This is a genomic window from Streptomyces sp. NPDC051567, from assembly GCF_044454165.1.
Taxonomy (GTDB): Bacteria; Actinomycetota; Actinomycetes; order Streptomycetales; family Streptomycetaceae; genus Streptomyces.
The window spans coordinates 136,245-159,119 of the sequence record NZ_JBITDK010000005.1 but is presented as its reverse complement, the minus strand read 5'-3'; the positions used below and the strand labels follow the sequence as shown (position 1 = coordinate 159,119).

At 73.1% G+C, this 22,875-nt stretch carries 20 protein-coding genes; 7 read left to right on the top strand and 13 right to left on the bottom strand.

The features are described 5' to 3' along the window. Positions 1–46 precede the first annotated feature (46 nt). Positions 47–760, top strand: a complete 714-nt coding sequence (npdG, locus tag ACIA5F_RS08350; RefSeq protein ID WP_399350493.1) for an NADPH-dependent F420 reductase — start codon at positions 47–49, stop codon at positions 758–760. Positions 761–896: 136 nt separating this feature from the next. Beyond that, positions 897–1,079, top strand: a complete 183-nt coding sequence (locus ACIA5F_RS08345; protein WP_399350491.1) for a hypothetical protein — start codon at positions 897–899, stop codon at positions 1,077–1,079. Between the two features lie 14 nt (positions 1,080–1,093). Here the strand turns inward: ACIA5F_RS08345 and ACIA5F_RS08340 are convergent, their stop codons facing one another. Continuing rightward, on the bottom strand, positions 1,094–1,903 hold the full coding sequence (locus ACIA5F_RS08340; RefSeq protein ID WP_399350489.1) for a site-2 protease family protein: 810 nt from the start codon (positions 1,901–1,903) through the stop codon (positions 1,094–1,096). 73 nt (positions 1,904–1,976) lie between these two features. Here ACIA5F_RS08340 and ACIA5F_RS08335 point away from each other — a divergent pair, with 73 nt between their 5' ends. Continuing rightward, complete coding sequence (locus ACIA5F_RS08335; RefSeq protein ID WP_399350487.1) at positions 1,977–5,339, top strand: AfsR/SARP family transcriptional regulator; 3,363 nt, start codon at positions 1,977–1,979, stop codon at positions 5,337–5,339. A 42-nt stretch (positions 5,340–5,381) separates the two neighbouring features. Here the strand turns inward: ACIA5F_RS08335 and ACIA5F_RS08330 are convergent, their stop codons facing one another. The 3 genes from ACIA5F_RS08330 to panB form a co-directional block, all read right to left on the bottom strand. After that, positions 5,382–6,233 (bottom strand): ABC transporter permease, encoded by an 852-nt coding sequence (locus tag ACIA5F_RS08330; RefSeq protein ID WP_399350485.1) that lies wholly within the window; start codon positions 6,231–6,233, stop codon positions 5,382–5,384. Next, entirely contained in the window at positions 6,230–7,243 is a 1,014-nt protein-coding gene (locus ACIA5F_RS08325; RefSeq protein WP_399350483.1) for an ATP-binding cassette domain-containing protein, read from the bottom strand. Before ACIA5F_RS08325 ends, ACIA5F_RS08330 begins: the two co-directional genes overlap by 4 nt. Before the next feature lie 239 nt (positions 7,244–7,482). After that, positions 7,483–8,343 (bottom strand): 3-methyl-2-oxobutanoate hydroxymethyltransferase, encoded by an 861-nt coding sequence (gene panB / locus ACIA5F_RS08320; RefSeq protein WP_399350481.1) that lies wholly within the window; start codon positions 8,341–8,343, stop codon positions 7,483–7,485. 275 nt (positions 8,344–8,618) lie between these two features. Here panB and ACIA5F_RS08315 point away from each other — a divergent pair, with 275 nt between their 5' ends. Further along, positions 8,619–9,647: an endonuclease/exonuclease/phosphatase family protein gene (locus tag ACIA5F_RS08315; RefSeq protein WP_399350479.1), complete on the top strand. Its 1,029-nt coding sequence runs from the start codon at positions 8,619–8,621 to the stop codon at positions 9,645–9,647. 96 nt (positions 9,648–9,743) lie between these two features. On the opposite strand, the gene ACIA5F_RS08310 is transcribed toward ACIA5F_RS08315, so the two are convergent. From ACIA5F_RS08310 to ACIA5F_RS08295, 4 genes are all read right to left on the bottom strand, one after another. Next, positions 9,744–11,498, bottom strand: coding sequence for an NAD+ synthase (locus tag ACIA5F_RS08310; protein ID WP_399350477.1), 1,755 nt, complete (start codon positions 11,496–11,498; stop codon positions 9,744–9,746). A gap of 146 nt (positions 11,499–11,644) precedes the next feature. Next, positions 11,645–12,724 carry a DUF4190 domain-containing protein gene (locus tag ACIA5F_RS08305; RefSeq protein WP_399350475.1) on the bottom strand — a complete coding sequence of 360 codons (1,080 nt, stop codon included), beginning with the start codon at positions 12,722–12,724 and terminating at the stop codon, positions 11,645–11,647. 92 nt (positions 12,725–12,816) lie between these two features. Continuing rightward, positions 12,817–14,454: a multicopper oxidase family protein gene (locus ACIA5F_RS08300; protein ID WP_399350473.1), complete on the bottom strand. Its 1,638-nt coding sequence runs from the start codon at positions 14,452–14,454 to the stop codon at positions 12,817–12,819. An 88-nt stretch (positions 14,455–14,542) separates the two neighbouring features. After that, entirely contained in the window at positions 14,543–15,091 is a 549-nt protein-coding gene (locus ACIA5F_RS08295) for a hypothetical protein (RefSeq protein WP_399350471.1), read from the bottom strand. A 72-nt stretch (positions 15,092–15,163) separates the two neighbouring features. On the opposite strand from ACIA5F_RS08295, the gene ACIA5F_RS08290 reads away from it, so the two are divergent. Together ACIA5F_RS08290 and ACIA5F_RS08285 are read left to right on the top strand one after the other, a co-directional pair. Next, a complete protein-coding gene (locus ACIA5F_RS08290) occupies positions 15,164–15,982 on the top strand; it encodes a DUF998 domain-containing protein (RefSeq protein ID WP_399350470.1) in 819 nt (272 codons plus the stop codon). Between the two features lie 86 nt (positions 15,983–16,068). Further along, positions 16,069–16,908, top strand: coding sequence for an alpha/beta fold hydrolase (locus ACIA5F_RS08285; RefSeq protein WP_399350795.1), 840 nt, complete (start codon positions 16,069–16,071; stop codon positions 16,906–16,908). Between the two features lie 168 nt (positions 16,909–17,076). Here the strand turns inward: ACIA5F_RS08285 and ACIA5F_RS08280 are convergent, their stop codons facing one another. From ACIA5F_RS08280 to ACIA5F_RS08270, 3 genes are all read right to left on the bottom strand, one after another. Continuing rightward, positions 17,077–17,808 (bottom strand): DUF305 domain-containing protein, encoded by a 732-nt coding sequence (locus tag ACIA5F_RS08280; RefSeq protein ID WP_399350468.1) that lies wholly within the window; start codon positions 17,806–17,808, stop codon positions 17,077–17,079. Beyond that, on the bottom strand, positions 17,805–18,455 hold the full coding sequence (locus ACIA5F_RS08275; RefSeq protein ID WP_399350466.1) for a DUF3105 domain-containing protein: 651 nt from the start codon (positions 18,453–18,455) through the stop codon (positions 17,805–17,807). The genes ACIA5F_RS08280 and ACIA5F_RS08275 overlap by 4 nt, the downstream gene beginning before the upstream one ends. A gap of 72 nt (positions 18,456–18,527) precedes the next feature. Further along, positions 18,528–18,977 carry a hypothetical protein gene (locus tag ACIA5F_RS08270; RefSeq protein ID WP_399350464.1) on the bottom strand — a complete coding sequence of 150 codons (450 nt, stop codon included), beginning with the start codon at positions 18,975–18,977 and terminating at the stop codon, positions 18,528–18,530. Positions 18,978–19,149: 172 nt separating this feature from the next. On the opposite strand from ACIA5F_RS08270, the gene ACIA5F_RS08265 reads away from it, so the two are divergent. Next, a complete protein-coding gene (locus ACIA5F_RS08265; RefSeq protein ID WP_399350462.1) occupies positions 19,150–20,511 on the top strand; it encodes a glutamine synthetase family protein in 1,362 nt (453 codons plus the stop codon). Positions 20,512–20,904: 393 nt separating this feature from the next. Here ACIA5F_RS08265 and ACIA5F_RS08260 read toward each other — a convergent pair whose 3' ends face one another. Then, positions 20,905–21,333 (bottom strand): low molecular weight phosphatase family protein, encoded by a 429-nt coding sequence (locus ACIA5F_RS08260; RefSeq protein WP_399350460.1) that lies wholly within the window; start codon positions 21,331–21,333, stop codon positions 20,905–20,907. Next, positions 21,330–22,781, bottom strand: a complete 1,452-nt coding sequence (locus tag ACIA5F_RS08255; protein WP_399350458.1) for an ASCH domain-containing protein — start codon at positions 22,779–22,781, stop codon at positions 21,330–21,332. Before ACIA5F_RS08255 ends, ACIA5F_RS08260 begins: the two co-directional genes overlap by 4 nt. Positions 22,782–22,875: the final 94 nt, after the last annotated feature.

The following is a 22,875-nucleotide window of genomic DNA, read 5'->3' as shown; positions in this document are numbered from 1 at the left end:
CCCGGCTCACCCGTTCGGCCCGGTACCCGGCAGTAGGCTCGCCCCCATGACTTCCCCGACTTCCTCAGACAGCACGCAGAAGCCGCCGGCCAGGGACCCCTGGGAGCTGCCGGACGTCTCCGGCCTCGTCGTCGGCGTCCTCGGCGGCACCGGTGACCAGGGGCGCGGTCTGGCCTACCGGTTCGCCCGGTCCGGCCAGAAAGTGATCATCGGCTCCCGCGCCGCCGAACGCGCGCGGGCCGCCGCCGGGGAGCTGGGCCTGGGCGTGGAGGGCGCGGACAACGCCGAGTGCGCCCGGCGCAGCGACATCGTGATCGTCGCGGTGCCGTGGGAGGGCCACGCCAAGACCCTCGCAGCGCTGCGCGAGGAACTCACCGGCAAGCTCGTCGTGGACTGCGTCAACCCGCTGGGCTTCGACAAGCAGGGCGCCTACGCCCTCCAGGTCGAGGAGGGCAGCGCGGCCCAGCAGGCCGCGGCCCTGCTCCCCGGCTCCCGGGTCACGGCCGCCTTCCACCACCTCTCGGCGGTCCTGCTCCAGGACGCGTCGGTGGCGGAGATCGACACCGACGTCCTGGTCCTCGGCGACTCCCGCGCGGACACCGACCTCGTCCAGGCCCTGGCCGCACGCATCCCGGGCATGCGCGGCGTCTTCGCCGGACGGCTGCGCGGCGCCCACCAGGTGGAGGCCCTCGTCGCCAACCTGATCTCCGTCAACCGCCGCTACAAGGCCCACGCGGGCCTGCGCGTCACCGACGTCTGAGCCGCCCCGCGCCGCCCGCCGCCGTTCGGGCCGCCCGGCCCTCCGGGGAGCGCCGCGAGGCCCTCCCCGGAGCACGGCGGGCATGGGGGACACTGGAGGGGCTCGACCCGCCCCGTGCCCCCGAGGAGCCCGCCCCATGCCCCGCCTTGCCGTCTTCGCCGTTGTCGTCTGCGCCCTCGCCGTGGCCGCGGCCGTCGTCGCCTTCGCGCAGGGCAGTCTCCTCGGCATCGTCTGGGTGCTGATGGCCGGCCTCACGTCCAACATGGCCTGGTACTACGTGCGCAAGGCCAGGGCGGCGAAGACCGCCGAAACGGCCTAGATCACCGGCCCTCCTCAGGCGCCGGAGGCCGGGACCGTGCAGAAGGAGTCCCGCGCGTCCTCCCAGAAGCGGTACAGGCCGTGGCCGCAGTACGTGTCCAGGCCGGAGACGCCCAGGACGGACAGCAGGTCGCGCACCACACCGAAGAAGACCTCGTTGACCCCCGGAATCCACAGCAGCGCGATCACCCCGATCAGGGCGAACGGCGCCAGCGGCGCCAGCTCGCGGCGGATGCGGGGGGAGAGCCAGGGCTCGATGATCCCGTAGCCGTCCAGCCCCGGCACCGGCAGGAAGTTCAAGATCGCCGCCGAGACCTGGAGCAGGGCGAGGAAGGCCAGCGCGAAGCGGAACGCGGGCGGCACCCCGTCCAGGGCGCCCAGCCAGAACGGGGCCGTGCACACGACCGCGAAGACCACGTTGGTCAGCGGACCCGCCGCCGAGATGGCGCTGTGCTTCCAGCGGCCCCCGATCCGGCCCCGCTCGATCTGCACCGCGCCGCCCGGCAGACCCAGCCCGCCCAGGATCACGAAGACCACCGGCAGCACGACGCTGAGCAGCGGATGCGCGTACTTCAGCGGGTTCAGCGTGAGGTAGCCCTTGGCACCGATCGACAGGTCACCGCTGTGCAGGGCGGTGCGGGCGTGCGCGTACTCGTGCAGGCAGAGGGAGACGACCCACGCCGAGGTCACGAAGAGGAAGACGGCGAGCCCCGCGCTGTGCGCGTAGTCCGTCCACACGGCCCAGCCGGTGACCGCCATGACCGCGACGACCCCGAGGAAGACGGAACTGATCTGTCGCTCGCCGCGACCGCCCTGATGACCCATGCCGCGCAACCTATCCCGCGCGGGAGGAGCGGACGATGTCGGGGTGAAGCCCGGGGCCGGTGACAATGGGCCGGTGCGCTACGCGATTCTCGGCACCGCCCAGGCCATCCACGACGACGGGACCCCCGTCGCCGTCGGGGGAGCGCGCCTGCGGGCCCTCCTCACCGCGCTCGCGCTGCGGCCGGGCCGGGCGGTACCGGCGGGCCTGCTGGTCGCCGAGGTCTGGGACGAGGACCCGCCCGCCGACGCCGTCGCCGCGCTCCAGGCCCTGGTCGCCCGGTTGCGGCGGGCCCTCGGGCACGCGGCCGTCACCTCCTCCGAGGGCGGCTACCTGCTCGTCGCCGCGCGCGAGGACATCGACCTGTACCGCTTCGAGCGACTGGCCCGCGACGGCGGCGCCGCCCTGGCGGCCGGTGACGCGGCCGGGGCCGCCCGGCTGTACGAGGAGGCCCTCGGCCTCTGGCGCGGCCCCGCCCTGGCCGACCTCCCCGACCCCGTCGCCGAGGCCGCCCGCTGGGAGACCGTACGGGCCGACGCGCGGCGCGGCGCCCTCGCCGCCGCCCTCGCCCTGGGCCGGGCGCAGCAGGTCCTGCCGGAGCTGACCGCCCTCTGCGCGCGGGAACCGCTGGACGAGCCCTCGCAGGCCCTGCGCATCCGGGCGCTGCACGAGGCCGGCCGCCCCGCCGAGGCCCTGGCCGCCTACGACACCGTCCGCCGGGAGCTGGCCGCCCGCCTCGGCACGCGGCCCGGACCCGCCCTGCGCGCCCTCCACACCCGGCTCCTGGCCGCCGGACGGCCCGGGACCCCGGCCGCCGGAGCCCCCGCACCCGCCCCGGAAGCCCCCGCCGGGGCCCCCGCACCCGCACCCGTGCCCGCCGCCGTGCCCGCCCCGGGGAACCTGCGGGCCCGGCTCACCACCTTCGTCGGACGGGAGGAGGACATCCGGGTCATCGGCGACGACCTCGCGCGGGCCCGCCTCGTCACCCTCCTCGGACCCGGCGGAGCCGGCAAGACCCGGCTCTCCCAGGAGGCCGCCGAGACCCACGCGGCGACCTTGGCCGGGAAGACCGCGTGGCCCGACGGGGTGTGGCTCGTCGAGCTGGCCCCCGTGGACGACCCCGAGGACGTCGCCGAAGCCGCGCTCGCCGCGCTCGGGGCGCGCGGGACCAAGCTGCGCGGCGCCGCCGCCGAGGAACTGCGGGCCCTGACCGACCGGACCGGGGACGACCCCCTCGGCCGGCTCGCCGAACACTGCGCCCGCCGCCGCCTCCTGCTCCTCCTGGACAACTGCGAACACGTCGTAGGAGCCGCCGCCGAGCTGGCCGAACGGCTCCTCACCCACTGCCCCGGCATCCAGGTCCTGGCCACCAGCCGCGAGCCCCTGGGCGTGCCGGGCGAGTCGCTGCGCCCCGTGGAACCCCTGCCCGACCCCGTCGCGCTCCGGCTCTTCGCCGACCGGGGCGCCGCCGCCCGCCCCGGCTTCCGCGTCGAGGACGACCCCGGAGCGGGCGCCGAGATCTGCCGACGGCTGGACGGACTGCCCCTGGCGATCGAACTCGCCGCCGCCCGGCTGCGGCTGCTCTCCCCGCGCCAGATAGCCGACCGGCTGGACGACCGCTTCCGGCTCCTCACCGGCGGCGCCCGCACCGTCCTGCCCCGCCAGCAGACCCTGCGCGCCGTCGTCGACTGGTCCTGGGAACTCCTGGCCGCCCCCGAGCGGGCCGTCCTGCGCCGCCTGTCGGTCTTCGCGGGCGGCTGCGACCTCACCGCCGCCGAAGCCGTCTGCGCGGACGCCTCCTCGGACGTCACCGACGTCACCGCCGCTCTCGGCCTTCTCGTCGACAAGTCCCTCGTCCTGGCCGAACCGGCCCCCGCCCCCGCCGACGGCATGCGCTACCGCCTCCTGGAGACCGTCGCCGAGTACGCCGCCGAGCGGCTCGCCGAAGCAGGCCGGGACCGCGCCGACACCGAACGCCGCCACCTCGTCCACTACCGGGAACTGGCCCGCACCACCGAACCGGAGCTGCGCACCAGCGGCCAGCGCGCCGCCGCCGTACGGCTCTCCACCGAGTACGAGAACCTCCGTACCGCCCTGCGCCGAGCCGTCGCCGCCCGCGACACCGACGAGGTGCTCTGCCTCGTCCACTCGCTCGTCTCGTACTGGCAGATGCACGACCTGCGCACCGAGTCCCGCCACTGGGCCGACGCCGCGGCGGCCCTCGGACCCGACCCCTTCGCACCGCCCTCCACCCCCGCCGAACCCGTGTACGAGCGGCTCGTGGACACCCCGCCGCCCTACACGGGCGAGCTGCTCACCGAGGCGTGGCGCGGCATCCGGCTGATCCACCTCGCCGCCCGCGACCAGAACAGCGGCAGCTGGCACTCCGAGGAGATCCAGGCCCAGGTCGACAACGTGCTCGCCGTCTACCGCCCCGGCCTCCCGCAGACCTGCCGGGCCCCCGGCACCCTCTGGATCTACGCCGTCATGATCGCGGGGGAGGCCGGACTGCTCCGGCGCGTCGTGGAGGAGACCGTCACCACCGCCCGCGCCCTCGGCTACCGCTGGGAACTCGCCTCCGCCCTCCAGTTCCGCGCCAACATCCTGGCCAACCGCACCGACTGGGACGGTGACGCCGCCCACGACGCCGAGGAGAGCCTCGCCCTCTTCCGCGAGCTCGGCGACGACTGGGGCTGCGCCGAGGCCCTGTCCGCGCGCGGCGAGGCCCGCGAGAGACGCGGCCGGTACGCCCTGGCCACCCAGGACTTCCGCACGGCCATCGAGCACGCCGAACGCCTCGGGGCCAGGGCCCAGGTGACCGTCCTGCGGGTCCGGATGGCCGGGACCCTGATAGAGGGCGGCCAGGGCGAGGAGGGCGAGGAGATCCTCACCGAGGTCCTCGCCGCCGGGGGCCGGCACGGCAACGAGGCCATGCCCGCCGCCCGGCTCTTCCTCGCGGGACGCCTCGGCCGCACCGGCCGGACCGCCGAGGCCCGCACCCAGCTCGTGCTGTTGCGCGAGGAGTTCGCCTTTGGCGCGTACGCCATCTTCGACGGCTTCCTCCTCGGCACCCTGGCCTGGCTGGACAACCAGGACGGCGAGTACGAGGAGGCCCTCGCCCTGCTCCGGCAGGCCGCCGGGACCATGGGGGACCCGCTCGCGCAGATGATCGCCCCGCACCAGCCCGCGGTGTACGTGATGACCGCGGCCCTCTCACTGGCCTCGCTCGGCGGCCACCGGCGCTCCTACGACGCCGCCCGCCTCCTCGGCGCCTACCGGGCCCACGTGCCGCCCGCCCACTTCCCGGTCACCACCGAACGCGAGGACGCCGCCCGGGCCGAGGAACTGGCACGGGCGGCGCTGGGGGACACCGCGTACGAGAAGGCGTACGCGGAGGGCGGCGGCCTCACCCTGGACGAGGCCGCCGCCCTGTTCTGACCCGCGGTTCTCGCGAGGGGCCCCGGGCCGGGGCGCGTCGGATCAGGTCTTCTGACGGAACTTGCGGACCGCGAGCGGCATGGTGACCGCCGTGATGAGGAGCGACCAGGCCAGGACCATCCAGACCGAGTCGGCGACCGGACCGCCGTTGATCAGCCCACGGGCCGCGTCGGCCAGGTTGGACAGCGGGTTGTAGTCCGTGAAGGACTGCAGCCAGCCCGGCATCGTCGACGGCGGGGCGAAGATCGAACTGCCGAACTGCAGGGGCATCAGGACCAGCATCGCCACGCCCTGGACCGCCTGCGGGGTCTTCATGGTGAGACCGAGCAGGATGAAGATCCACATCAGGGAGGAGCCGAAGACGGCCGCCAGACCGATGGAGAAGAGCAGCTCCGGCACCGAGGTCTTGATCGACAGGCCCAGCAGGAAGCCGACGCCGAGCAGGATCGCGATGGCGACCATCATCCGGCCGATCTCGACCACGATCTTGGCTATGAGCACCGAGGACCGCGCTATGGGCATGGACCGGAAGCGGTCCATCACGCCCTTCTTGAAGTCGTCGTTGACGCCGGTGCCGACCCCCATGGCGATGTTCATGCCCATCATCGCCATCAGGCCCGGGACCACGTAGTTGACGTACTGCGCCTGGTTGCCCTTGCCCGAGATCGCGCCGCCGAAGACGAAGACGAAGAGCAGCGTGAAGATGATCGGCATGAACAGGACGTCGAACATCGACTCCGGGTCCTGCTTGATCTGGAGCGCGTTGCGGCGGACCAGGGCACCGATGTGCCGCAGGTTGGCCCGCAGACCGATCCGGCCCTCGCCCGCGAGCACGGGCCCGGGGGCCGGGGCGGACATGCGGGCGGCGGGCTTCGTCGTGGTCACGGTGCTCATGCGGCGACCTCCGCGGTCTGCTCGGCGGAGGAGAAGTCCTCGGCGCTGGAGGGCTTGTGCCCGGTGATGGACAGGAACACCTCGTCGAGGCTGGGCAGGTAGGTGGAGAGGTCGGCGACCGGGTACCCGCGCCCGGCGAGCAGGCCGATCACGGCGGTCAGCTGCTGGTCGCTGAGGATCGGGACCAGCAGGACGCCCTCGTCCGGCACGGCCTGGGAACCGGCCACGCCGTCCAGCCCTGCCTCGGCCAGCGCACGGGCCATCCCCGGCAGGTCGGACGCCGAGACGGGCCGGATGCGCAGCGTCCGGCCGCCGACGCGCGCCTTCAGCTCGTCCACCTTGCCGTTGGCTATGACCTTGCCGCGGTCGATGACCGTCAGCTCGTCGGCGAGCTGCTCGGCCTCCTCCATGTACTGGGTGGTGAGCAGGACGGTGGCCCCCTCGGCGACCATCCGCTGCACCTCGTCCCACACCTCGTTGCGGGTGCGGGGGTCCAGGCCGGTGGTCGGCTCGTCCAGGTAGAGGACGGCCGGGTGGCCGATCATGGAGGCGGCCAGGTCGAGACGGCGGCGCATCCCGCCGGAGTAGTGCATCGCCGCCTTCTTCGCGGCCTCGGTGAGCGAGAACCGCTCCAGCAGCTCGTCGGTGCGCCGCCGGGCGTCCTTGCGCGACAGGTCGAGCAGCCGGCCGATCATGTAGAGGTTCTCCCAGCCGGAGAGCTTCTCGTCGACCGAGGCGTACTGGCCGGTCAGGCCTATGGTGCGGCGGAGCTGCCGGGGCTGGCGGACCACGTCGTAGCCCGCGACGGTCGCCGTTCCGGCGTCCGGGACGATCAGGGTGGAGAGGCAGCGGACCAGGGTGGTCTTGCCGGCGCCGTTGGGCCCGAGGACACCGAGGACGGTGCCTTCCCGGACGTTCAGGTCGACCCCGTCGAGGGCCTTGGTCTCGCCGTAGTGCTTGACCAGCCCCCGCACCTCCACGGCGTGGGGATTCTTGTCGTTTCGCGTCATGTCCCCATGGGAACACCCGCCACCGACAAAGCACCGACAGGCGACCGACACCCCGGCCGCCGGGCCGCGCGGTCCGCCGTCGGTGATCTGTCGGTCCTCTGCCGGTGCTCCGTCACGGACCTGCCGGTTTCCGGCCGGTGTCCCGTCGGCGGCCCCTCCCGGTCCGGCGCGGGGCGCACCCCGGACCGTGAGCCGTCTCACGTGAGGCGGTTCGCGTGAGACGGCTCACGGGGCACGGCTCAGTGGAAGGCGTGCTCCTCCTGCGGGAACGCCGCGCCGACCACGTCCTCGGCGAACGCCTTCGCCGCGTCCCCCATGGTCGCGCGCAGGTTCGCGTACTGCTTCACGAACCGGGGCAGCTTCCCGCCGGTCAGGCCCATCATGTCGGTCCACACCAGGACCTGCGCGTCGCACTGGGCGCCCGCGCCGATACCGACCGTCGGGATGTGCAGGGACCGGGTGACCTCGGCGGCCAGCTCGGCGGGGACCAGCTCCAGCACCACCGCGAAGGCACCCGCGTCCTGGGCCGCCTTGGCGTCGCGCAGCAGCTGGTGCGCGGCCTCGTCGCCACGGCCCTGCACCCGGTAGCCCATCGCGTTCACGGACTGCGGGGTCAGGCCCAGGTGGGACATGACCGGGATGCCGGACCGCACGATCAGTTCGGTCTGGCGCAGCGAGCGCTCCCCGCCCTCCAGCTTGACCGCGCCGACCCCGGCCTCCTTGACGAGCCGGGTCGCGCTGCGCAGCGCCTGTACGGGGCCCTCCTGGTACGAGCCGAACGGCAGGTCCCCGACGATCAGCGCACGGCCGGTGCCCCGGACGACGGCCGCCGAGAGCAGGGTCATCTCGTCCATCGTCACGGGGACGGTGGTCTCGTAGCCGAGATGACAGTTGCCCATCGAGTCACCGACGAGCAGGACCGGGATGCCGGCCTCGTCGAAGACGGAGGCGGTCATCGCGTCGTAGGCGGTCAGCATGGGCCACTTCTCGCCGCGTTCCTTGGCGAGGGTCAGGTCGCGGACGGTGATGCGCCGGGTGCCCGTGCCTCCGTACAGGGTGGTGCCGGAGGTTTCGCGGGCAGGCGAAACGGCATGCGTCATGGCAACTGCTCCTTGAGTCATCTCGAGGCGCCCTCACGGCGTCCCCGGACTTACCCACCATGGTGGCACCCGTGCGGCCCGGGGCGGAAGTGGCCGAAGGCCCGGTCCGTCAATGTGCGCGTTTCGTGACAGCCGGAACTCCGGGCGCAAGGCCGTTCGTCCTCTCGGACGTACGAACGCGCCAGGCGGTCGTACGTACGGCACGGAAGGCTTCCCCCATCGCCTAGGGTCAAGGGGCGGGGACGGAGCGCAAGCACGGCAGTGAGGGCAGTGGTATGGCACAGGCGTACATGACGGAAACGGGAAACAGCGGTTCGGCCCCCGAGCCCTCCGCGTCCCGCTTCCGGCGCCGGCTGGCCGACCTGCGCGGTGACCGGGGCATCTGGCGGCGCGGGGTCGTGCTGGCCGTGACCGCCGTGCTGCTCTCGCTCGTCATGATCTTCCACGCCGATCTGCCCAACCAGGTCGGCAACCTCGGCAGCCTCACCGAGACCTTCCTCCCCTGGCTGGGCCTGGCGGTCCCGGTGCTGCTGGCCGCCGCCGTGTTCCGCCGGTCCGCGACCGCGCTGATCGCGACGCTGGTGCCGGCCGTGGTCTGGCTGAACCTCTTCGGCGGGCTGGTCGACAACAAGTCCGCTGCCGGCGGCAACCTCGTGGTCGCCACCCACAACGTCGACGCCGACAACCCCGACCCGCGCGGTACCGCCGAGTCCGTGGCCACCTCCGGGGCCGAGGTGCTGGCCCTGACCGAGCTGAAGGCGAGCGCCGTCCCGGTCTACGAGAAGGCGCTCGCGGGGACCTACCGGTACCACGCGGTCGAGGGCACCGTCGGGGTGTGGAGCAAGTACCCGCTGACCTCCAGCCGGCCCGTGGACATCAAGATGGGGTGGACCCGGGCCATGCGCACCACCGTGGACACCAGGAACGGGCCGGTCGCGGTCTTCGTCGCCCACCTGCCGTCCGTCCGCGTCAAGCTCAACGCGGGCTTCACCGCCAACCAGCGCGACAACAGCGCCGACGCCCTGGGCGCCGCGCTCGCCGCCGAACCGCTGAAGAAGGTCATGCTCCTCGGCGACCTCAACGGCACCATGAACGACCGCGCCCTCTCGGAGGTCACCTCCCAGATGCGCTCCACCCAGGGCGCGGTGGGCGACGGCTTCGGCTTCAGCTGGCCCGCCCAGTTCCCGATGGCCCGGATCGACCAGATCATGGTCCGCGGGATCAAGCCGGAGGCGTCCTGGAGCCTCCCGCGCACGGGCAGCGACCACCTCCCGGTCGCCGCCCGGGTCACCGTCAGGCCGTAGGCACCGCGGACGACGTACGCGTGAGGCCCCGGCCCGCTCCTGGAGAGCGGGCCGGGGCCTCACGCGTACGGGACCGCCCTCCGGGCCGGGCCGGGGCTACGCGTGCTCGCGCCAGCCGTTGGTGATGGGCAGGCGGCGGTCCTTGCCGAAGCCCTTCGCGGAGATCTTCGTGCCCGGCGGGTACTGGCGGCGCTTGTACTCGGCGGTGTCCACCAGGCGCAGGATCCGGGCGACCAGCTCGCGGTCGAAGCCCGCCGCGACGATCGGCTCCAGACCCTGGTCCCCGTCCACGTACAGCGCGAGGATCGCGTCCAGCACCGGGTAGTCCGGCAGGGAGTCCGTGTCCACCTGGTCCGGGCGTAGCTCGGCGCTGGGCGGCTTCACGATGGAGTTCTCCGGGATCGGTGGGGTCTCGCCGCGCTCGGCCGCGGCCCGGTTGCGGTAGCGCGCGAGCCGGAAGACGTCCGTCTTGTAGACGTCCTTGACCGGACCGTAGGCGCCGACCGAGTCCCCGTAGAGCGTGGAGTAGCCCACGGCCAGCTCCGACTTGTTGCCCGGGGCCAGCACGATGTGGCCCTCCTGGTTGGAGACCGCCATCAGCAGGGTGCCGCGCAGCCGCGACTGGAGGTTCTCCTCGGCGAGGCCGGTGAGGCCCAGCGCACCCATGTAGGCGTCGAACATCGGCTCGATCGGTACGGTCCGCAGGTGCAGACCGGTCCGCGCGGCCAGGTCGGCGGCGTCGTCCTTGGAGTGCTCCGAGGAGTACTTCGAGGGCATCGAGACGCCGTACACGTTCTGCGCGCCGATCGCGTCGCAGGCGAGGGCCGCGACGAGCGCGGAGTCGATGCCGCCGGAGAGCCCGATCAGGACCGAGCGGAAACCATTCTTCCGGACGTACGCGCGCAGGCCCACGACCAGTGCGTCGTAGATCTCCTCGTCGTCGTCCAGCCGGTCCGCGCAGCCGCCGGGGACGACCGGCGCGTACGGGGCCACCGGCTCCTCGGAGAGGATCACGCGGTCGATGCGCAGCCCGTCGTCCACCACGCCCTCGGGGGCGTCGGCGCGCGCGGCGGGCAGGTCGAGGTCGACCAGTACGCAGCCCTCGGAGAACTGCGGGGCGCGGGCGATGACCTCGCCGTCGGCGTCGACGACGATCGAGTCGCCGTCGAAGACCAGCTCGTCCTGGCCGCCGATCATGGCCAGGTAGGCGAGGGTGCAGCCGGCCTCCTGGGCCCGCTTGCGCACCAGCTCCAGGCGCAGGTCGTCCTTGTTGCGCTCGTACGGGGAGGCGTTGACCGAGATCAGCAGCCCGGCCCCGGCGGAGCGGGTGGCCGGGACCCGGCCGCCGTCCTGCCAGAGGTCCTCGCAGATGGCCAGGGCCACGTCGATGCCGCGCACCCGGATCACGGGCTGGGTGTCGCCCGGCACGAAGTACCGGAACTCGTCGAACACGCCGTAGTTGGGGAGGTGGTGCTTGGCGAAGCGCAGGACGACCCGCCCCCGGTGGAGCACGGCCGCCGCGTTCTCGGGGGAGCCGGCCGGGCGGCCGAGGCGCGGGGTGGCCTTCCCGGTGCGGTCGAGGTAGCCGACGACGACCGGCAGCTCGCCGAGCCCCTCGGCCGCCAGCCGCTCCGCGAGCCCGTCGAGCGCCGCGCGGGAGGCGTCGACGAAGGACGTGCGCAGGGCGAGGTCCTCGACGGGGTACCCGGTCAGCATCATCTCCGGGAACGCCACCAGATGGGCGCCCTGCTCGGCGGAGTGCCGGGTCCAGTGGACGACCGAGTCGGCGTTGGCGGCGATGTCGCCGACGTGCGAGTCGATCTGATTCAGAGCGAGGCGAAGTTGAGGCACGGGCCCAGTGTAATCGTCCTTCTGACGCGATGTCCTGGGCCGGGCCCCTGCGGGAAGCCCGGCAGGGGCCCGTAGGGGCCCGCCGGTCCACCGGGACCGGCCGGGCGGACCGGGCCCGGGTGCCCGGGCCGCCACCCGGCCGGGGGTCAGCCGATGGGGCCGCTGAACTTCACGTCGTTCAGCATCGTGCCCGCCGAGACGTCCGCGCTGATCGAGGTGGTGCCCTCGGGGACCTCGTAGGCGAGGATTCCGCTGGCGGACTCACCCGGCAGGATGGACCCCTTGACCGTATTCGGCAGGGTGCCGTCGTAGACGAGCTCGGCGGTCATGCCCTGGGCGTCGCGGACATGGGGCACCACGTAGATCATCTCGTGCGGCGCGGTGGAGTTGTTGGTGATCGTGACGGTCAGCTGGACCGCGTTCTTCACCTTCGTGCGGGCGTACGCGTCCTTCGGCTGGTACTTCTTCGGCGCCGAGAGGCTCACCTTGATGCCGCCGTCGTAGGCGAAGGTCTCGCCGAACGGCAGCGCGCTGGTCAGGCCCGGGACCTGGGAGGGCGAGGGCGTCGGCGAGGCGCTCGATCCGGCGGCCTCCTCCAGCTGCCGCTCGGTGATGGTGACGGCCTCGTCCACGACGACGGTGGTGAGGAAGAAGCCCCCGACGGAGGCGCCGAGGCCGAGGACCCCGAGGACGGTTCCGGCGATGGACATCGCCTTGCGCGGGGCGCCCTTGGAGGCGCGGACGACGGCCCCGATGCCGATACCGACGGCGGTCAGGGCGAGGACGGCGCCGAGCCAGAAGAAGAACGGGGTGGCGCCGATCAGGACGGAGCAGATCCCGAGGACGAGGGTGGCGACGGCCAGGCCGTTCGTGACCGGGGCGGCCTGCGGGTAGCCGGGGTACGGCATCGTGTGGCCCGCGCCGGGCGGACCCCACGGGTTGCCGGGACCACCGGGGCCACCGCCGTACGCGGGCGCGGGCGCCGTCGCGACCGGCGCGAACGCCGACGGCTCCGGTGCGGCGGGGGCGCCCGGGGCGGCAGGTGCGGCCGGGACCGGCTCCGGGCCGGTACCCGCGGCGGGCGCCACGGCCCCGGGGTCCTTCTCCAGCGACAGGGGGCGCGCGGCCCCCGGCTCCGGAGCGGGGGCCGCCCCGGATATGGACGGGTCCACGGGCTCGGTCGGCGGGACGGCCGGAGTGCCGGACGGGTTCGGGGGCGTGCTCATGCCTGGGGGTCCTTCGTGCGGGTCGGCCGGTGTGATCATCCCCAAGCCTGCCACGTGCCCCGGAGCGCGCCACCACGCCCCCGGCCCGGCCGCTACCTCTGGTAGCCGAGGACCGTCATCATCCCGGACTCCGCGTGGTAGACGTTGTGGCAGTGGATCATCCACAGCCCCGGGTTGTCGGCGTCGAAGTCCGCCGTCAGCGTCCCGTTCGGCAGGATCACCGCCGTGTCCTTGCGGGCGCCGCCGGGGCGGTTGCCGAGGGCGAAGGTGTGCCCGTGCAGGTGGAGCGGGTGCCACATCGTGGTCGCGTTGGAGAACTCCAGCCGGACCCGCTCGCCCGCCTTCACCGGGTGCCGCTGGTCGGGCGAGTACGGCTTGCCGTCGAAGGCCCAGTCGTACGCGGCCATGGAGCCGGTCAGCCTGATCCGTACCGTGCGGTCCGGCTCGCGCGGGGCCAGGGCGACCGGGGCCGCGGCCCTCAGCGTCTCGGCGGTCAGCGGGCGCCCGGCCAGCTCGGCCGGCCGGGTCGCGGCGGTGGGTGCCGTCCCCGGCGCCGTGCGCAGCAGCGCCAGCGCCGACCGCCCCTTGCCCTCGGCCAGCGCGGTGAGCGGGAAGACCCCGTCCCCGGCGGTGACCAGGACGTCGTACCGCTCGCCCATGCCCAGCAGCAGCGAGCGCGTCCGGGTGTGCTCCACCGGGAAGCCGTCGGTGTGGGTGACCGTCAGCTCGTGGCCGCCGAGGGCGATCCGGAACGCGGTGTCCCCGCCCGCGTTGATGATCCGCATCCGGACGCGGTCGCCGGGGCGCGCCTCGAAGACCGAAGGGTCCTCCGCCGTGCGGCCGTTGACCAGGTAATACGGGTAGGCGACATCGCCCGCGTCCTTGCCGAGGACGTCGCTGTCGGCGCCCATGAGGGCGCGCGAGGGCCCCTCACTGCCACTGGCGGCCGGTTCGGGCGCGGCGCCGTGGCCCGCGTGGCCGCCGGGGCCCATGCCCTTGCGGAGTCCGGCGAGGACGGCGTCCGGGGTGGAGCCGTCGACACCGTCGACCCAGTCGTCCAGGACCACCACCCACTCCTTGTCGTAGGCGAGGGGCTCCTTCGGGTCCTCCACGATGAGCGGCGCGTACAGCCCGCGGTCCTGCTGGACGCCGGAGTGCGGGTGGAACCAGTACGTCCCCGGGTGCGGGACGGCGAACTCGTAGGTGAAGGAGGCGCCCGGGGCGATGTCCCGCTGGGTCAGCCCGGGGACCCCGTCCATGTCGTTGCGGAGCGCGAGCCCGTGCCAGTGCAAGGAGGTGGCCTGGGGGAGGTTGTTGGCCAGGGTGAGGGCGAGGGTGCCGCCCGCCGTGACCCGGACCTCCTGGCCCGGCAGCCGGTCCCCGTACGCCCAGGAGCGGACGGTGCGTCCGGCGCCGAGGTCCAGCGGGGTCGCGGTGGCGGTGAGCCGGACCTCGGTCAGCGGCCCGGTGGCCTTGCGGGCGGCCTCGGCGGCCCGCACCTCGGGGCCGGAGGGGTCGACGTACCCGCCGGGGGAGGCGCCCGGGGCGGAGGGGGAGGGGGAGGCGCCGCCGTGGTTCATGGAGCCGTGGTCCGTGCCGGAGCCCCCGGCGCCGGAACAGGCGGCGAGCAGTCCGGTACCGGTGACGGCGGCGGAGGCGCCGAGCACGGCGCGACGGGAGGGAAGGAGGGAGGGGAGGAGGGTGGGAAGACGGGTGGGAAGAGAGCGCATGGAAGCACCTCGTGGTGTGGGTGGTGCGGTCGGAGGGACGCCGTCTGCCACCGCCCGCGGGCATGCCGGGGCGGCGGCGGGCTCCGTCCTATACGCGCAGCACCGCCAGCCGGGTGAGGAGTTCCCGGGGCGCGGGCGGATCGGGTCCGCGGGGGGTCCGGGCCGGGCCGCCGCCCGCGCCAAGCGCCCGGCGCGGGCGGCGGCGCGCGGCCGACCGGCCGAGCGCGAGCAGGACCAGCGCGGCCAGCACGGCGAGACACAGGGACATCGGGTCCATGCCGGGCCCGGGGGGTTCCTGGGCCGCCGCGGCGGGCACCCCGGGCACCCCGGACAGGGCCGCCGCGGTGGGCGCCTCGCCGGCGGTGTGCGCGGAGCCGTGCGCCGGGAGGGGCTGGGGCTGCGCCGGAAGGGGCTGGGGCTGGAGTGAGGGGAGTGGTGGGAGTGACTGAGGTGCCTGGAGGGGCTGGTGAGACGAAACCGGCTGCCCCAGGGCAACGGAGTGGGCCGCCGGAGCGTCATCCATGGCGTGGGACTCAGTCGGATGGCCCAGGGTGTGCATGGCGACGATGCCCAGCAGCAGCGCGGCAAGCAGCGGCAGCCGGGGCCACCGGGCGGCTCGCTGGGCACTGCGCGTCATGCACGGAACCCTACCCGGGGTGGGTATCCGATCGAAGGACCGACCCCGGGTCTGCATAGGATCAGTCACATTATGTCCCCTTCGCCCTCTGGCTCCCTCTCCTCCGGTTCACCTTCGGGAAACCGTGCCCCGCGCACCGCGGGCGCGGTCGCCGTCCTCCTCGGACTCGGCGCCGCCACCTACACCGCGTGGGTCCTCGAAGTCGTCCTCTCCACCGGCCTCGACCCCGTCAAGACCTACGTCAGTGAACTCGCCGCCCAGGACCAGCCGCTCGGCGGTCTCTTCCGGGCCACCGACTTCACCGCCGGTCTGCTCGCCTTCGCGGGCGGCCTGCTGGCCCTGTGGGGGTTGCTGAGGTCCACCGGCTCCCGCTACCCCTGGGCGCTCGCCGGCTGGTCCGGAGTCACCCTCTTCGGCGCGGCCACCGCCGCCGATGCCTGGCTGCCGCTGAGCTGCAAGCCCACCGTCGACCCCGAGTGCGCGGCCCGTGAGACCGCCGGGCTGGTCCCGGCCACCCATCAGGCCCACGCCGTCAGCAGCAGCCTCGCCATGACCGGGGCGATCCTCGGCATCGTGGCCCTCACCCTGGCCGCCCGCCGCTACGGCTGGTTCGCCCCGCTCGCCCGCTACGGCCCCGTGCTCGTCGTCCTCGAACTGCTCACCACCGTCTGGACCCTCTGCGCCATCGCCATGTTCACCGCCGGACGCGGGATATGGGCCCTCGGCGCCGGGCAGCGGCTCCAGGTCCTGCTGGTCGCCCTCTGGATCGGCCTGCTCGCCTACTCCGTCCACCGGGAGAACCGGGAGAACCGCAAGGTCCAGGAGAACGGGGACCACCAGGAGCACCGGGACCACCAGGAGCACCGGGACCACCAGGAGCACCAGGCGTGACAGCCGTGACGGGAACGGGCGAACCAGGCGAACGGGATGAATCAGTCGCCACCGCCACCGCCACCGCCACCGGCCGGTTCGTCCGGGTGGACGGGACGACGCTGCACGTGGAGGTGGCGGGCCGGGGGCCGGTCTGCGTGCTCAGCGCCGGGCTCGCCCTGGCCTGGTTCGACTGGGACCCCGTCGCCGCGCTCCTCGCCCCCCACCGCACCGTCGTCCGCTTCGACCGCCCCGGACACGGCCTCAGCTCCCCGGCCACCACGGCGGCGACCGCCGCCGGGGAGGCCCGCCGGATCGCCGCCCTGCTGGACGCGCTGGGCCTGGGCGGCGCCCCCGTCACCGTCGCCGGGCACTCGATCGCCGGGTTCCACGCCGAGGCGTTCGCCCGCCTGTACCCGGAGCGCACCGCCGCCCTGGTCCTGGTCGACAGCAGTGTCGAGGAGGAGCCCCGGGCGCTGCTGCCCGCCCCGGTGCGCACCGCCTTCGCCCGCCTCCTGGGCCGGGCGGTGACCGCCGCCGGGCTGCCGGCCGCGCTGGGTCCCGCCGCCCGCCGCGCCGCCGTACGGGGCTCCCGCGTCACCGGCGGCGACCCGGCCCCACGGGACCTCGTACGCCGCTGCTACCGGACCGGCCGGGTCTGGCGCGGGGCCCTGCTGGAGAACTCCGGCTACCTCGACACGGCCGCCGAACTGCTGGAGCTGCGGCGCACGCACCCGCTGGCAGCCCCGGCCACCGTCCTCGCCGGGTACGACGGCTCCGCCTCCGGCGCCGCCCTGCACTGGCTGGGCCGGCAGGCGGGCCTCGCCGACCGGCTCGCCGCCCGCTTCGAGGTCGCCGAACCGTCCGGGCACCTGGTCATGGCGGACCGGCCGGGCCAGGTGGCCCGCGCCGTCCTGGACACGGCCCGGCCCGCGCCGGACGCCTGAAACGGGCTCCGGGTCCAGGGCCGGGCGCCCACGCGAAAGGCCCCGGGGGCGGGTGTCCCCACCGCCCCCGGGGCCCTCACCGGCTACCCGCGCGGGCCGCTCACCCGCGCGGGCCGCTCACCCGCGCGGGCCGCTCACCCGCGCGGGCCGCTCACCCGCGCGGGCCGCTCATCCGCGCGGGGCGGCCCCGCGCCGGCCGAGCATGTCCGCCATCAGGGTGAGTTCCGACTGCTGCGCCGCCACCATGCCCTGGGCGAGCGCCCGCTCGGCCGGGGTCACGCACTGCCGCGCACACCCCTCGGCCATGGCCACGCCGCCCTTGTGGTGGTCGGTCATCAGCTGGAGGTAGAGCACCTCCGCGTCCCGGCCACCGGTCTCGCCCAGCCGCAGCAGCTCCTCCTTGGTGGCCATGCCGGGCATCAGCCGGCCGGACCCGGCCACGGCGGAGCCCATGTCGTGGGCCCCGCCCGCGCCGTCGCCCATGGCGTGGCCGCTCATGTCGTGCCCGCCGGTGCCATGACCGTCCGCGCCCTGCTCCGCGCCCTGCTCCGGGCCCATCCAGGACATCGGCGGCTCACCGGTCACCACCTTCGGCAGCCCCCACAGGTCCAGCCAGCCCAGCAGCATGCCGCGCTGGTTGGCCTGGGTGTTGGCGATGTCGTAGGCGAGGGTGCGGACCGCCTCGTCCTGGGTGCGGTCCCGCACGACGAAGGACATCTCCACCGCCTGCTGGTGGTGGACGGCCATGTCCCGGGCGAAGCCCGCGTCCGCCGAGTGGAGCCCCGGCGTACGGGACGGCGTACCGGAGGAGGAACCGCCGCTCGCGGTGGCGACCGTCGCCGCCGCGAACAGCAGCGCGAGGCCGACGGCCGTGCCCGCCGCCCAGTACGTCCGGCTCACTTCTCGGCCAGCCCGTTCGTGCAGGCCGCGCCCGGCTCCGGGGTCTGCGGGCCCTGCACGTACTTGCCGAGGAACTGCGCCACCCGGGGATCGGCCGCGCTGTCCACCGTCACCTGCTTGCCCCACGCGCTGAGCATGATCGCGCCGGCCTGCTCCTTGACCGGGCTCATCAGCGTGTACGGGGTCTTGCCCACCGTCTCGGCGAGCTTGTCCACCTCGCCCTTGGCGGCCTTCTCGTTGTACGTCACCCAGACCGCGCCGTGCTCCAGCGAGTGCACCGCGTTCACCTCGGGCACCGGGTTCTTGTAGACGTCGCCGTTGCAGTTCATCCAGCGGGTGTGGTGGTCCCCGCCGACCGGCGGGGTCATCTCGTACTTCACCGGGGTCTCGACGTGGTTGCGGCCGAGCTTGGCGGCCTCCCAGCTCTGCTCGCCGGTGACGGGCGCCGCGATGGCGGCCTTCGTGGCGTCGGCCTTCTGCTTCTGGTCGGTCATCACCCAGGCGCCGAAACCGACCAGACCGGCCACGACGGCCGCCGAGGCCGTGATGGCGATGGCCTTGTTGCGCCGGTCGCGTGATCTGTCGGCGGCGCGCATCTCGGCTATGCGTGCCTGGCGGGACTGGTTGTCCGGGTTCTTGCTGGCCATGTGCCCTGATGTCCTTCTGCTGAGGGGGGTGGAGGGTGCGTACGGGTGGTGCGCGGTACGGCGCCGGACCCGTCAGGTCCGCAGCACTTGGAGGGCGTGGAGATCGGGGGCACGGACCGGGGCCCCGGCCGGCCGGCCCGGCCCGGGGTCCGCGGAGTGCGCGAGGACCGGGGGCCCGGTCACCACCACGGCCGTGGCGGGCGGCGGGACGGGCAGCACCCCCGGGGTCACGTGGGCGAGCGGCGAGCAGCCGGGAGGCCCGTACGGGGAGACGCGGACGGCCCGGGTGCCCTGGCCGTCCGGTGCCGCGGCGGCGGCCCGCGGCGGCGCCGCCGCGGGGGCCGCGACCGTCTGGACCACCGACACGACACGCGCGGGGCTCTGACCCGGCCGGGTGGCCTCGCCCGCCCGCGCGCACAGGAACAACGTGCCGGCCAGCGTCCCCAGGGTCACCAGCAGGAGGGCACGGCGCAGCACGGGCCGCCCGTGGCGCCCGCGCTGCGTGTCTTCCCCGCCCCCCATGGGCGCCGATGGTAATGCTCATGACGGTCCCGAGGTCAGTGCGGGGTGCCGTGACCTTTACCGGGTGCGTAATGTGGCGGAAACCACCGCTGGCGATACTGGGCCGGCCCCGCTGTGCCCCCGGCCCCCGGGGCGGTGGTGCACAGGCCGTCTGAACTGCGAGGATGAAGGCATGGACAAGCAGCAGGAATTCGTCCTCCGGACGCTGGAGGAGCGCGACATCCGCTTCGTGCGCCTGTGGTTCACCGACGTGCTGGGCTTCCTGAAATCCGTTGCCGTCGCCCCCGCCGAGCTTGAGCAGGCGTTCGACGAGGGCATCGGCTTCGACGGCTCCGCGATCGAGGGCTTCGCGCGGGTCTACGAGTCCGACATGATCGCCAAGCCGGACCCGAGCACGTTCCAGATACTGCCGTGGCGCGCGGAGGCACCCGGGACCGCCCGGATGTTCTGCGACATCCTGATGCCGGACGGCTCCCCGTCCTTCGCGGACCCGCGCTACGTCCTCAAGCGCATCCTGGCCAAGACCTCCGACCTGGGCTTCACCTTCTACACCCACCCGGAGATCGAGTTCTTCCTGCTGAAGGACAAGCCGCTGGACGGCTCCCGTCCCGTCCCGGCCGACAACTCCGGCTACTTCGACCACACCCCGCAGAACGTCGGCATGGACTTCCGCCGCCAGGCGATCACCATGCTCGAATCCATGGGCATCTCCGTGGAGTTCAGCCACCACGAGGGCGCCCCGGGCCAGCAGGAGATCGACCTCCGCTACGCCGACGCCCTCTCCACGGCCGACAACATCATGACCTTCCGGCTGGTGATGAAGCAGGTCGCCCTGGAACAGGGCGTGCAGGCCACCTTCATGCCCAAGCCCTTCTCCGAGTACCCCGGCTCGGGCATGCACACCCACCTCTCCCTCTTCGAGGGCGACCGCAACGCGTTCTACGAGTCGGGCGCCGAGTACCAGCTCTCCAAGGTCGGCCGCTCCTTCATCGCGGGCCTGCTGAAGCACGCCGCGGAGACCGCCGCCGTCACCAACCAGTGGGTCAACTCCTACAAGAGGATCTGGGGCGGCTCCTCCCGCACGGCGGGCTCCGGCGGCGAGGCCCCCTCGTACATCTGCTGGGGCCACAACAACCGCTCGGCCCTGATCCGCGTCCCGATGTACAAGCCGGGCAAGACGGGCTCCGCCCGCGTCGAGGTCCGCTCGATCGACTCCGGCGCCAACCCCTACCTGACCTACGCCGTCCTCCTCGCGGCCGGTCTCAAGGGCATCGAGGAGGGCTACGAACTCCCGGCGGGCGCCGACGACGACGTCTGGGCCCTCTCGGACGCCGAACGCCGCGCGATGGGCATCGAACCCCTCCCGCAGAACCTCGGCGAGGCCATCTCCCTGATGGAACGCAGCGAACTGGTCGCCGAGACCCTCGGCGAGCACGTCTTCGACTTCTTCCTGCGCAACAAGAAGCAGGAATGGGAGGAGTACCGCTCGGAGGTCACCGCCTTCGAACTCCGCAAGAACCTCCCGGTCCTGTAACGACAGCCCCCCCGCCAGCCCTCCCCACCCCCGGGCCGCCGGTCACCGACCGCCGGCCCGGAGTTGTCTCATTCTCCGTGGGCCGTCTCTGGGCCGTCGGATGCCGAGTCGGAGCCGTACCGCTGACCCGGGGACGTTGCCCCGGCCGGGCGGAGCTCGCGGTCCGGCCCTTGGAACGTACCAGCCTTGCAGCTTGCTCCTGAGCTGCGGGAATGGGCTGAGATGCAAGGAGCCACGGCCTCATCACGGCCTCTTGCCGCCTTCGAGTGGTAGCAAGAGGGCCCCCGTCCTGTGGTGACGGGGCGGGTTCGCCGCTGAGGGTTGAGGGCGGCGGGGTACGAGATGGTCACTGCTGGTCGAGCGCGCGGCAGCAGCCGGAACCTGTCGTGCCGACTAGAGGGCGTAGAACAGCTTCGTAGCGTCCTGGATCTCCGCGACCGCCCTGGCGAAGTCCTCCAGTACACCGCCCCACGGGTCGGCGATGCCGCCACCGAGGATATGCACGGGGCGCCCAGGCCCGACGAGGGTGACGGGCTGGACGGCTTCGGCGGTCTCCTCGTCCACCACGAGCAGGTCGTCTGCCCAGTCGAGCTGTTTCTTGTCCAGGAACACCCCGCGGTGCCCGGTGAGGTCGTAGCCGAAAGCGGCGGCGGCCTGAATCATGAGAGGGTGCGCGGGCTTGCCGACGTGCCAGTCGCGGGTGCCGGCCGAGCGTACGTCGAGGGTGCCCCCGGCCCGCTCGGCGATGATCAACGCGGCGATCGGGGACCGGCAGTGGTTGCCCTTGCAGATCACCAGGACCTTGCGGCGGGTCGGGCTCACGAGGGGTTCACCCGCTCGATCTCGAAGGTCAGCACGCCCAGCGTCTCCTTGTGGGGCGGGAAGATTGCGTAGATCGCTTCGAGCTGTTCGGCCTCGGTGGCCTTCGGGTTGACGGCCTCCAGGCGCTCGGTGTCGAACATCTCCTTGAAGGTGCGGTACCTCCCGATCCGCGTGACCTTGGTCAGGCAGTTGAGCTCGCGGCACGTGAAGTTGATCAGGTCTTCGACCCTGATCCGCTTCATCGACTCGTACGCGACGCGGACTTCGACGGTCTTCTCGCCGGTGGCGATCAGATCGAAGTACTGCCTGTAGATCGGCATGGTGCGCGGGCGCTTCGCCTGCGAGTTGTGCGTTGCAGGCTTGGGGGCACTCATCAGGGCTTCCAATGCGGTGGTCGTGTAGGACCGGAAGAAGTGCCTGGGGTCGCTCAGCACGAGTTCGCCGAGACCGGTCAGCGCTTCGACGTAGTCCTCTTGGGTACCAGGCCAGGCCGAGGGGTCGAGCAGCCACGCAGGGGTGCTGTCATCCTGGGCGAGTCCAGCTTCGGCGGCTTCGCGCAGCAGACTCTTGGAGAGCTTGCCACCGTCGCTGCCGAGGATCTGGGGGGTAAAGATCCGGACGGGCAGGGGACCGGCCGGCAGCCCGAGGGTCGCGTGCGCCCCGTCGACGAGCTGGCACCCGAAAGCCCAGTCGCCTCCCTTGACCATCACGTGGAGCGTGCGGTCGGGCCGGTAGGAGCGTTCCTTGACGACGTTGCGGTAGAGCGTGGCCAGGTCGAGGTATCCGCCGCCCAGCGGTGTGATGTCGGCTTCGTAGAGGCCGTGTTCGAAGCACACGGCCTCGAACAGAGCCCCGGCGTCATCCAGTTCCAACAGCCGCGTCCGGTCGGCGTACTTCTCCGCCCAGCCGCAGACGGGGCAAGGCAGCCGGATGTGGGCGCTACCGGTGTTGGGGGCAAGCCAGGAGCCGATGTCGTCCAGCAGCTCCAGGGTCCGCAGGAATTCGGCACGATACGCCGGGCTGTCCTGCTGCTGGGTGTAGGTGCTGACCGTGTACGGCACGTTCGTCCGGGTCTGGAGGGCGTCGAACAGCGGCAGGTAGTGCCGGGCGATGAGGGCTGTGATCTCGTCGGCGCTCAGACTGTGGACGTAGGCACGCTGGTAGCGCCGCCCGTCGGCCCTGGTCGTTTCCGCAGGGGAGTTGTCCAGCGCGCAGAATCCCACACTGGCCTCGATCCCGAACTCGTCGCGGGAGTGCTCCGCCAGCAGAAAGGCGAGGCTCTGGACGAGGTGGGTGCCGAGGTGTGGGCGCCCGTTGATTTGGGTGCCCACCGAGAAACTGATGCTCTCGATGTCCGAGGCCAGGATGCGGGGCCGCAGGACATCGACGGCGTCCTCAACGGCGTTGGCGAGCACCGTGTTCGGGGACCTGAACGTCGACATGGTCATGGCGCGCCTCCCTTGGGCTCGAACTTGGTCGGGCTGGTTACGACTTCGTGGTTGCGCCGGGGTTTGCGTCTGGCCATCGGTCTGTCTTCCTTCG

Excerpts from the sequence above, each read along its gene's own strand:
- npdG (WP_399350493.1), top strand. The coding sequence starts at position 47 with ATGACTTCCCCGACTTCCTCAGACAGCACGCAGAAGCCGCCGGCCAGG.
- ACIA5F_RS08345 (WP_399350491.1), top strand. The coding sequence starts at position 897 with ATGCCCCGCCTTGCCGTCTTCGCCGTTGTCGTCTGCGCCCTCGCCGTG.
- ACIA5F_RS08340 (WP_399350489.1), bottom strand. The coding sequence starts at position 1,903 with ATGGGTCATCAGGGCGGTCGCGGCGAGCGACAGATCAGTTCCGTCTTC.
- ACIA5F_RS08330 (WP_399350485.1), bottom strand. The coding sequence starts at position 6,233 with ATGAGCACCGTGACCACGACGAAGCCCGCCGCCCGCATGTCCGCCCCG.
- ACIA5F_RS08325 (WP_399350483.1), bottom strand. The coding sequence starts at position 7,243 with ATGACGCGAAACGACAAGAATCCCCACGCCGTGGAGGTGCGGGGGCTG.
- panB (WP_399350481.1), bottom strand. The coding sequence starts at position 8,343 with ATGACGCATGCCGTTTCGCCTGCCCGCGAAACCTCCGGCACCACCCTG.
- ACIA5F_RS08315 (WP_399350479.1), top strand. The coding sequence starts at position 8,619 with ATGGCACAGGCGTACATGACGGAAACGGGAAACAGCGGTTCGGCCCCC.
- ACIA5F_RS08305 (WP_399350475.1), bottom strand. The coding sequence starts at position 12,724 with ATGAGCACGCCCCCGAACCCGTCCGGCACTCCGGCCGTCCCGCCGACC.
- ACIA5F_RS08300 (WP_399350473.1), bottom strand. The coding sequence starts at position 14,454 with ATGCGCTCTCTTCCCACCCGTCTTCCCACCCTCCTCCCCTCCCTCCTT.
- ACIA5F_RS08295 (WP_399350471.1), bottom strand. The coding sequence starts at position 15,091 with ATGACGCGCAGTGCCCAGCGAGCCGCCCGGTGGCCCCGGCTGCCGCTG.
- ACIA5F_RS08290 (WP_399350470.1), top strand. The coding sequence starts at position 15,164 with ATGTCCCCTTCGCCCTCTGGCTCCCTCTCCTCCGGTTCACCTTCGGGA.
- ACIA5F_RS08275 (WP_399350466.1), bottom strand. The coding sequence starts at position 18,455 with ATGGCCAGCAAGAACCCGGACAACCAGTCCCGCCAGGCACGCATAGCC.
- ACIA5F_RS08270 (WP_399350464.1), bottom strand. The coding sequence starts at position 18,977 with ATGGGGGGCGGGGAAGACACGCAGCGCGGGCGCCACGGGCGGCCCGTG.
- ACIA5F_RS08265 (WP_399350462.1), top strand. The coding sequence starts at position 19,150 with ATGGACAAGCAGCAGGAATTCGTCCTCCGGACGCTGGAGGAGCGCGAC.
- ACIA5F_RS08255 (WP_399350458.1), bottom strand. The coding sequence starts at position 22,781 with ATGACCATGTCGACGTTCAGGTCCCCGAACACGGTGCTCGCCAACGCC.